The 9992-nt window shown below is 71.5% G+C and carries 6 protein-coding genes; 2 read left to right on the forward strand and 4 right to left on the reverse strand.

The annotated features are described in order from the left end of the window. Positions 1-1099: 1099 nt before the first annotated feature. The 4 genes from uvrC to rsgA all read right to left on the reverse strand — a co-directional run bounded on the left by uvrC (position 1100) and on the right by rsgA (position 8219). Positions 1100-3088 (reverse strand): excinuclease ABC subunit UvrC, encoded by a 1989-nt coding sequence (gene uvrC, locus ACIA47_RS32380; RefSeq protein WP_203124896.1) that lies wholly within the window; start codon positions 3086-3088, stop codon positions 1100-1102. 224 nt (positions 3089-3312) lie between these two features. Further along, on the reverse strand, positions 3313-3804 hold the full coding sequence (locus ACIA47_RS32385) for a Rieske (2Fe-2S) protein (protein WP_203124894.1): 492 nt from the start codon (positions 3802-3804) through the stop codon (positions 3313-3315). 159 nt (positions 3805-3963) lie between these two features. Further along, on the reverse strand, positions 3964-6909 hold the full coding sequence (gene uvrA, locus ACIA47_RS32390) for an excinuclease ABC subunit UvrA (RefSeq protein ID WP_203124893.1): 2946 nt from the start codon (positions 6907-6909) through the stop codon (positions 3964-3966). A gap of 239 nt (positions 6910-7148) precedes the next feature. Then, on the reverse strand, positions 7149-8219 hold the full coding sequence (rsgA, locus tag ACIA47_RS32395) for a ribosome small subunit-dependent GTPase A (RefSeq protein ID WP_396712239.1): 1071 nt from the start codon (positions 8217-8219) through the stop codon (positions 7149-7151). Positions 8220-8397: 178 nt separating this feature from the next. Between rsgA and ACIA47_RS32400 the strand changes: the two genes are divergently transcribed. Together ACIA47_RS32400 and ACIA47_RS32405 are read left to right on the forward strand one after the other, a co-directional pair. Continuing rightward, positions 8398-9114, forward strand: a complete 717-nt coding sequence (locus ACIA47_RS32400; RefSeq protein ID WP_203124889.1) for a maleylpyruvate isomerase family mycothiol-dependent enzyme — start codon at positions 8398-8400, stop codon at positions 9112-9114. 7 nt (positions 9115-9121) lie between these two features. Then, entirely contained in the window at positions 9122-9775 is a 654-nt protein-coding gene (locus ACIA47_RS32405; RefSeq protein WP_396712241.1) for an MBL fold metallo-hydrolase, read from the forward strand. Positions 9776-9992: the final 217 nt, after the last annotated feature.

A 9992-nucleotide genomic window follows, 5' to 3' on the forward strand; every position in this document is an offset into this window, starting at 1 on the left:
GGGGGTCGGCGTCGGGACAGGGTGTAACCGTTCGCGGTGGCAGGTCATTCCGCCTACCCGCAGGGGGCCTGTTGTGGTGCTCGGCCGTTCGGGGGTGCAACCGGGGCGGCCCGGCCGGTGTTCCCGGCGGCTGCCGCGCCCCGCGACCGGGACTGTTGCGGTGGTCTGCCAGGTATAACGACCCCGCCCGGCCGCCGATTCCGCCGCCGGGGTGGCCCCGACCACCCGACACCGGACACCAAACCCGACAACCCGCCCACCTCGCCCAGTCGGCGATACGGACAGGCGGCCGAGGCGGGGTGATCGACTCGGGTTCACGGAAAACGCGGTGTCCGGGTGGCGGGGATGCCCCGACTTCATGAAAGCCGAGTGGATCATGCCGGTCAGGGTCGTTCGCGCGCCCCGAACCGGGACGACTCGCGGTCAGGACGGCGCGGATCGGCTCAGCCTGAGGTTGGTGCGCCGTGCGGACCGGCCCGACTCGGGGCAGGGACCGCGCGGGATCAACTCGACGCGGGTCAGCGCTCCATGCGAACCCGGCATGGCGGCCATGGCGGCGTGATCGACTCGGGTTCACGGAAATCGCGGTGTCCTAGCGCCGGGGACACCCCGACATCATGAAAGCCGAGTGGATCACGCCCGTGTGTCCCGTTTGTCCGCCCCGGGCTAGTCCGAGGCAGGGGCAGAACGCGGCGCGGACCGGTCCGGGGCCGAGGCCGGGGCCGGGGCCGGGCGGGGCCGAGGCCGGGCGGGGCCGGGCGGGCCGGGGCCGGGCGGGCCGGGGCCGGGCGTGGCGGGGCCGGGCGTGGCGGGGCGAGAGACCTCGTAGTCGAACCGGAGACCCACAGGGTGCCGTCGGGCCGGCCAGACTCAGGGCGCAGAGCGCCGTGCGGACCGACCCGGCCAGGGGCAGTGCGCGGTGTGAACCACCGCTGGATCGCGCTCGATCCAGGGAACAGGCCCCTCCCCATGCCACGAGGCCACTACACCCAGGCACGAGCACGATCATGGGGGGCACGACCGCCCATCAAGGGGCGAGCACGGACAGCCAGCGTGAGCCGGTCGACTGCGCCTCCGGCCGGGCGAGCGACGACAATGCTCAGGTGCTGGGCTTCACCTCGGCGCTGTCGCCAGCCCTGGCGTCCTTGTCGAGAGCGGCCAGGATCGCCTCGGCGGTACGCCGCCCCACGCCCGGCACCTCGGTGATCTCTTCGACCGTTGCGGCCGAGAGTCGCTTGAGCGAGCCGAAGTGCCGCAGCAGCGCCTTGCGACGCACCTCGCCCAGGCCGGGTACGTGGTCCAGCGCCGACTCGGTCATCCGCTTGGAGCGGCGCTGCCGATGGAAGGTGATGGCGAACCGGTGCGCCTCGTCACGCACCCGTTGCAGCAGGTAGAGCCCTTCGGAGGTGCGCGGGAGGATGACCGGGAACTCGTCGTCCGGGAGCCACACCTCCTCCAGCCGCTTGGCCAGCCCGCACAGGGCCACGTCGTCGATGCCCAGGTCGGCGAGGGCCTGCGCGGCGGCCGCGACCTGTGGGGCGCCGCCGTCGACGACCACCAGCTGCGGCGGGTACGCGAATTTTCGGGGCCGGCCGGTGGTCGGATCGATCAGGACGCCGACCTGGGGCTCGACCGCGTCCTGGGGGGCGGCCGAGTCGTCGGCCGACTCCACGCCCACCTCGCCCGTCTCGGCCCTGGCGTCCAGGTAGCGGGCGAAGCGGCGACGGAGCACCTCGGACATCGCGGAGAGGTCGTCGGTGGCGCCCCGGACGATGAACCGCCGGTACTCGCTCTTGCGGGGCAGCCCGTCCTCGAAGACCACCATGCTGGCGACCACGTCGGTGCCCTGGATCTGGGAGATGTCGAAACACTCGATGCGCAGCGGCGACGTGCTCATGCCCAGCGCCTCGCTGATCTCGTCCAGTGCCTTGCCCCGGGTGGTCAGGTCACCGGAGCGCTTGAGCTTGTGCCGGGCCAGCGCGTCTTTGGCGTTGCGCTCCACCGTCTCCATCAGTGAGCGTTTGTCGCCACGCTGCGGCACCCGCAGCGACACCCGACTGCCCCGGTGGTTGGAGAGCCACTCGGCCAGCGCGTCGGCGTCCGCGGGCAACTCGGGGACCAGCAGTTCCCGAGGCACGTCGGCCTCGCCGTGCTCGCCGCCGTACACCTGGGTGCAGAAGTGGTGCACCAGGTCCCCGGTGGTCAGATCCTCGGTCTTCTCCACCACCCAACCGCGCTGGCCGCGGACCCGGCCGTCGCGGACGTGGAAGACCTGCACAGCCGCCTCGAGCGGGTCGTCGGCGAACGCGACGACGTCCGCGTCGGTGCCGTCGCCGAGCACCACTGTCTGCTTCTCCATGGCCCGGCGCAGCGCGGCCACGTCGTCGCGCAGCCGGGCGGCCCGCTCGAACTCCAGCTGCTCACTCGCCTCGGTCATCTCACGTTCGATCTTGCGGACCATGGTGTCGGTGCGCCCTGCCATGAAGTCGCAGAACCCGTCGACGATGGCCCGGTGTTCGTCGGCGGAGACGGTGCCGACGCACGGCGCCGAGCACTTGCCGATGTAGCCCAGCAGGCAGGGACGACCGACCTGGCCGGCCCGCTTGAACACCCCGGCGGAGCAGGTCCGCGCCGGGAAGACCCGCAGCAGCAGGTCGAGGGTCTCCCGGATGGCCCAGGCATGCGAATAGGGACCGAAGTAGCGCACGCCCTTGCGCTTGGCGCCGCGCATCACCTGGAGCCGGGGGTACTCCTCGTCGAGGGTGACGGCGAGATAGGGGTACGACTTGTCGTCGCGGTAGCGGACGTTGAACCGCGGGTCGTACTGCTTGATCCAGGTGAACTCCTGCTGGAGCGCCTCGACCTCGGTGCCGACGGTGATCCAGTCCACCGACTCGGCGGTGGTGACCATCTGTCGGGTGCGCTCGTGCAGGTTCCAGACGTCGCCGAAGTAGGAGTTGAGTCGGCTGCGCAGATTTCGCGCCTTGCCGACGTAGATCACCCGGCCGGTGCCGTCGCGAAAGCGGTAGACCCCCGGTAGCTCCGGGATGGTGCCGGGTGCGGGGCGGTAGGTCGAGGGGTCAGCCACGCCGACAAGCCTAGTCCGCAGCACCGACAGCCTATCGCAGGCGCATGATCCACTCGGGTTCCTGGAAGTCGGGGTGTCGACGAGACGCGGACACCCCGACTTCCTGAAACGCGAGTCGATCTTGCGCGGCCAACGTGCCCGGCGCGCGGCCAACGCACGGCCGGCGGTCGGCCAACGCACGTCCTGGGTCGGCCAGCGCACGCCGGCGGTCGGCCCGGGGTGGGTCAGGCCAGCGAGATCTGGTCGCCGGTGACCTTGATGTTCTTGGGCGGCAGCGGCTTGGTGGCCGGGCCGGCCTTCACCGAGCCGTCCTCGATCGAGAACTTGCTGCCGTGGCAGGTGCAGTTGATGGTGCCGCCGTCGACGTTCGTCACCGGGCAGTTCTGGTGCGTACAGATCGGGCTGAAGCCCTTGAACTGGCCCGCTGCGGGCTGGGTGATGACCACACCTTCAGCGGCGAGGACCTTGCCGCCTCCGACCGGGATGTCGGCTGTGGTGGCCAACGACTGGGCATTCTGCCGGTCTCCGCCGCCGGCGTCGCCGGTGCTGGGCACGGCGGGGCCACCACTGGTGGGTGCGTCACTGCCGCTGCCGTTGCCGCCGTCGTCGCTGCCGCAGGCAGCCAGGACGACGGCCGCGCCGACCGCCCCGACGCCGGTGAGCAGGGTACGACGTGTCTGCGTACCCGGACCGGTCAGCGCCTGATCGTCACTCATGCCTCGCCTCTCTCTAGCCCGCTGCCGGTCGAAAGCCGGCCACACTTCTCCACACGGGCAACTGTGCCGGATGGTTCATCGCGGCACTCGTCCGACCCTGCAAATGGGGCAGGGCGGGTCGTCAACCGACCCGCCCCGCCCCGCGAACACGCACAGAGGTCAGCGCGCGGCGGCTGGCACCTTACGGCTGGCCCGCGCCTTGGTCACGCCGTTGGCCTTGGCGGCCCGGGTGGTGGCGGCAGCCGCACCCTTGGCCTTGCCGTCGAGCTTGAGCACCTGGCGCAGGAACTCGCCGGTGTGGCTCTCGGCCACCTCGGCGACCTCCTCGGGGGTGCCGGTGGCGAGCACGGTGCCGCCCCGGTGGCCACCCTCGGGACCCATGTCGATCAGCCAGTCCGCGGTTTTGATCACGTCGAGGTTGTGCTCGATGGTGATCACCGTGTTGCCCTTGTCGACCAGCCCTTCCAGCACCATCAGCAGCTTGCGGATGTCCTCGAAGTGCAGACCGGTGGTCGGCTCGTCGAGCACGTAGACCGTCCGCCCGGTGGAGCGCTTCTGCAGCTCGGAGGCGAGCTTGACCCGCTGCGCCTCGCCGCCGGAGAGGGTCGGCGCGGGCTGACCGAGGCGGACGTAGCCCAGGCCGACGTCGACCAGGGTCTTCAGGTGCCGGTGGATGGCCGGGATGGCGGAGAAGAACTCGGCGGCCTCCTCGATCGGCATCTCCAGCACGTCCGAGACGGTCTTGCCCTTGTAGTGCACCTCAAGGGTCTCCCGGTTGTACCGGGCGCCCTTGCAGACCTCGCAGGGGACGTACACGTCGGGAAGGAAGTTCATCTCGATCTTGATGGTGCCGTCACCCGAGCACGCCTCGCAGCGCCCGCCCTTGACGTTGAAGGAGAACCGACCTGGGCCGTATCCGCGCACCTTCGCCTCGGTGGTCTCCGCGAAGAGCTTGCGGACGTGGTCCCAGACGCCGGTGTAGGTGGCCGGGTTGGAGCGCGGCGTCCGGCCGATCGGCGACTGGTCCACGCCGACGACCTTGTCCACGTGCTCCAGTCCGGAGACCCGGGTGTGCCGGCCCGGCACCAGCCGGGCGCCGTTGATCTGGTTGGCCAGCACCGCGTACAGGATGTCGTTGACCAGCGTCGACTTGCCCGAGCCGCTGACCCCGGTGACCGCGATCAGCTGGCCCAGCGGGAACGGGACGGTCAGGTTGCGCAGGTTGTGCTCCCGCGCGCCGTGCACCACCAGCTCGCGGGCCGGATCCTGCGGGCGGCGGCCCGTCGGCGTCGGGATCGACCGCCGACCGGACAGGTACGCCCCGGTGATCGATTCCTTGTTCTTCAGCAACGCCGGCACCGAGCCGCTGTGCACGATCTTGCCGCCGTGCTCACCCGCGCCGGGCCCGATGTCGACGATCCAGTCGGCGGTGCGGATGGTGTCCTCGTCGTGCTCGACCACGATCAGGGTGTTGCCGAGCCCGCGCAGCCGGATCAGGGTCTCGATCAGCCGGTGGTTGTCGCGCTGGTGCAGCCCGATCGAGGGCTCGTCGAGCACGTAGAGCACGCCCACCAGGCCGGAGCCGATCTGGGTGGCCAGCCGGATGCGCTGTGCCTCACCGCCGGAGAGCGTGCCGGCCGGGCGGTCCAGGGAGAGGTAGTCCAGGCCGACGTCGAGCAGGAACCGCAGCCGGGCGTTGATCTCCTTGAGGACCCGCTCGGCGATCATCTTCTGCCGGTCGGTCAGCTCGATGCCGGCGAGCAGGTCGGCGCACTCCCCCACGGACAGGTTGCAGACCTCGGCGATGCTCTTGCCGGCCAACGTGACAGCGAGCACCTCGGGCTTGAGCCGGGCACCGCCGCACGCCGCGCACGGCACGTCGCGCATGTAGCCCTCGTACTTGTCGCGGGACCACTCGGACTCGGTGTCGGAGTGCCGGCGCTCGATCCACTGCACCACGCCCTCGAAGCCGGTGTAGTAGGAGCGCTCACGGCCGTACTTGTTGCGGTAGCGCACGTGCACCTGGTCGTCGGAGCCGTGCAGGATCGTCTTCTGTGCCCGTGCTGGCAACGCCCGCCAGGGGGTGTCGATGTCGAAGTGCTGGGCCTCGCCGAGCGCCTCCAGCAGGCGCAGGAAGTATTCCAGGTTGTGCCCGGTGGACCAGGGCTGGATGGCGCCCTCACGCAGGCTGCGCTCCGGGTCGGGGACCAGCAGCTCCGGGTCGACCTCCTTCTTGGTGCCCAGGCCGGTGCACTCCGGGCAGGCGCCGTAGGGCGCGTTGAAGGAGAAGACCCGGGGCTCGAGATCCTCGATGGCGAGCGGGTGGTCGTTGGGGCAGGCCAGGTGCTCGGAGTAGCGGCGCTCGCGATACGGGTCGTCCTCGGGGAGGTCGACGAAGTCGAGCAGGACCAGGCCGCTGGACAGGCCCAGGGCGGCCTCGACCGAGTCGGTGAGCCGCTGCTTGGCGCTCGGCTTGACGGTGAGGCGGTCGATCACCACCTCGATGGTGTGCTTCTCCTGCTTCTTGAGCTTCGGCGGCTCGGTCAGCGGGTGCACCACGCCGTCGACCCGGGCCCGGGCGTAGCCCTTGGCCTGCAGCTCGGCGAAGAGGTCGACATATTCGCCCTTGCGGCCACGGATGACCGGGGCGAGCACCATGAACTTGGTGCCCTCGGCCATCGCGAGAACCCTGTCGACGATCTGTTGCGGGCTCTGCCGGGAGATGCGCTCACCACAGACCGGGCAGTGCGGCTCACCGATGCGGGCGTAGAGCAGGCGCAGGTAGTCGTAGACCTCGGTGATGGTGCCGACGGTCGAGCGCGGGTTACGCGAGGTGGATTTCTGGTCGATCGAGACGGCCGGGCTCAGGCCCTCGATGAAGTCGACGTCTGGCTTGTCCATCTGGCCGAGGAACTGCCGGGCGTACGACGAGAGCGACTCGACGTAGCGGCGCTGCCCCTCGGCGAAGATCGTGTCGAAGGCCAGGCTCGACTTGCCCGACCCGGACAGCCCGGTGAACACGATGAGTGCGTCCCGGGGCAGGTCGAGACTGACGTCACGCAGGTTGTGCTCGCGCGCGCCACGGATGATCAGTCGGTCGGCCACGGTGCGTGTACTCCCGGGAGAAGACGAAGCGAAGGTTCTGTCCCGCTCTGGGTGGTCTTGAGCGGTCGTGCGGGCGCGGAAAACACGCCTCGGCAACTCTAGCCCCGAGGTATGACAGTTTCCCTCGCCCGCACATTCCCCCAGCTCAGCCCGGTCGGCCGCGCCAGCCGGAAGCCCGGGCCACCCGAAAACGCGCGTCCCCCGCAAAGCCGGGCGGCCGCGCGTCGGCGGGCGCCCGGTCAGTAGCCGCCGGACGCCGGCGGACGCACGGCCCGACGACGGGCCGAACGCCACCCACCGCGTCGCTCCGCCGCCACCCGGGCCTCCCGCCGTCGGCTCTCGTGGGCCACCTCACCCTGCAGCCGCCGCCAGCTCTCCCACCGACGGGTGGAGAGCTCGCCGGTGTGCAGCGCCTCCCGGACCGCGCAGGCCGGCTCGCCGTCGTGACCGCAGTCGGCGTACCGGCAACCCTCGGCCAGCTCGGCGATGTCGGCGAACGCCCGGTCGAGCCCGACCGCGCCGTCCAGCAGGCCGACCGCCCGGACACCGGGCGTGTCGATCACCGCACCGCCACCGGGGATGGGCACGAGGGCCCGCCAGGTGGTGGTGTGCCGACCCTTGCCGTCCACCCGCCGGATCGCCTGGGTGGGCATCATCACCGCACCGACGAGGGCGTTGACCAGGCTCGACTTGCCAGCACCGGACGGGCCGAGCAGGCCGAGCGTGCGGCCGGGCGTCACCTCGGCGCGCAGCGGTTCCAGCCCGAGGCCACGTTCGGCGCTGACCGGCAGCACCGGCACCCCGGGGGCGACCGCGGCCAACTGGCGGGCCAGCGCGGCCGGGTCGGCCGCGAGGTCCGCCTTGGTCAGCACGACAAGTGGCCGGGCGCCGGACTCGTGGGCCAGGGAGAGCAGCCGCTCGATCCGGCCCACGTCCGGCTCGGGGTGCACCGGCTCCACCACGGCGGCGGCGTCCAGGTTGGCGGCCAGCACCTGACCGCTGGCGTCCTTGCCGGCGGTACGCCGGATCAGCGCGCCGCGCCGCGGCAGCACCGCCTCCACTGTGACGCGGCGGTCCGGCCAGTGGGTGAGCAGCACCCAGTCCCCGGCGCAGGGCAGCGCGGACGGGTCCCGCGCGGCGACGGTCAGCACCGCCCCACCAAGGCTGGCCCGGACCGGACCGACTGCGGTGAGCACCGTGCAGACCCCCCGGTCCACCCGGGCCACCCGACCCGGCTGGTGCTCGCCGCGGCGCGCGGCGTACGCCGTTCGCTCGGCGTCCCAGCCGAGGGCGGTCAGATCGATCGTCATGGCATCCTCATCGGTGTCGAAGCTGGTGATGGCGGAACACGCGTGCCACGTCCGGCATGATCACCACCTCCGTCCGATGTCCCGGTGCCGCGTCTGCCGCTGACGGTAGGTCGCGCACCGACGCGCCGAAAGCGATTTCCCCGGCGACGGCGCGACGGCGGACCGCTAGGGTCGACGGGTGACCACGGATCCGCTGTTGCTGATGGGCGAGGTGGACGCGGCCACCAGCCGACTACTGCGTACCGCCGCTTCCTTCGACGCCGCGGACCTGGCCGCCGCGTCGCTGCTGCCGGGCTGGACGCGCGGCCACGTGCTGGCACATGTGGCGCGCAACGCCGACGGTTTCGTCAACCTGCTCACCGCGGCCCGCACCGGGGCGGCGCTGCCGATGTACGCCTCGTTGGAGGCCCGCACCGCGGACATCGAAACCGGTTCAAGCCGGCCACCGGCCGCGCACCTGGACGACCTGCGACGCACCGCGGACCTGTTCTCCGAGGCGGTCGCGGCGATGCCGGCCGACGCCTGGGCGGCGACGGTGCAGGCGCGTAAGGGCCCCTGGCCGGCGGCGCTGCTGGTCTGGGGTCGGCTGCGGGAGATCGAGGTGCACCACCTCGATCTGGCCGCCGACTACCGGGCCGCGGACTGGTCGGAGACGTTCGCCCACCGTCTGCTGCGGGAGGCGGCCAGTCATCACGCCTCGGGGCCGACACCGCCGTCGATGGTGCTGCGCCTCGACGGCAGCGAGCACGAGGTGGTGATCGGGGAGCGCGTGGACGCTCCGATCGTCGCCGGCCCCGCCCCCGACCTCGCCGCCTGGCTGATCGGCCGCGCCGACGGCGCCCCGCTCTCCGTCACCCCTGACGGTCCCCTGCCTACTCCACCGGAATGGATATAGAAACGTCATGACATACAGCGGAGACGTCACGCACGGCGGCGCACCGGCGGTTCGGGAGCTGGACGGGCTGACCATCAGCAAGCTGTCGGTGGGTCCGATGGACAACAACGCCTACCTGCTGCGCTGCACGGGCACCGGTGATCAGGTGCTGATCGACGCCGCCAACGAGGCGCCCCGGCTGCTCGAACTGATCGGTGACGGTGGGCTCGCCGCAGTGGTGACGACCCACCAGCACATGGATCATTGGGTGGCGTTGGAGGAGGTCGTCGCCAAGACCGGCGCCCGGGCGCTGGTGCACGCCGAGGACGCGTCGGGGTTGCCGATCGAGGCGGAGCGGCTGGCCGACGGCGACACCGTGTCGGTCGGCGACTGTGCGCTGGAGGTCATCCACATCAAGGGGCACACCCCGGGTTCGATCGCGCTGCTCTACCGCGACCCGGCCGGCACCCCGCACCTGTTCACCGGCGACAGTCTCTTCCCCGGTGGGGTGGGCAACACCGACAAGGACCCGGAGCGCTTCGCGACGCTGATCGCTGACGTCGAGCACAAGCTGTTCGACCAACTCTCGGACGACACCTGGTTCTACCCGGGCCACGGCAAGGACAGCACCCTGGGCGCCGAGCGCCCCGCCCTCCCCCAGTGGAAAGCCAGAGGCTGGTAACCCGCAGCCAATCCAAGATCACCAACCGTCGACCGTTCACGACCAAGATCACAACCCCACCGACGGTGGTGGCACTCCGCGCGCGAGCCGAAACCACGACGGGGGCGGGGGGCCCCCCGGCCCCGGCCCCCGGGGGCAAAACGCCCCCCCCCGCCCCGCCCCCGGCGGCCCCCCCCCCCCCCCCCCCCCCCCCCCCCCCCCCCCCCCCCCCCCCCCC

The organism is Micromonospora sp. NPDC051227 (assembly GCF_044455385.1).
Taxonomy (GTDB): domain Bacteria; phylum Actinomycetota; class Actinomycetes; order Mycobacteriales; family Micromonosporaceae; genus Micromonospora.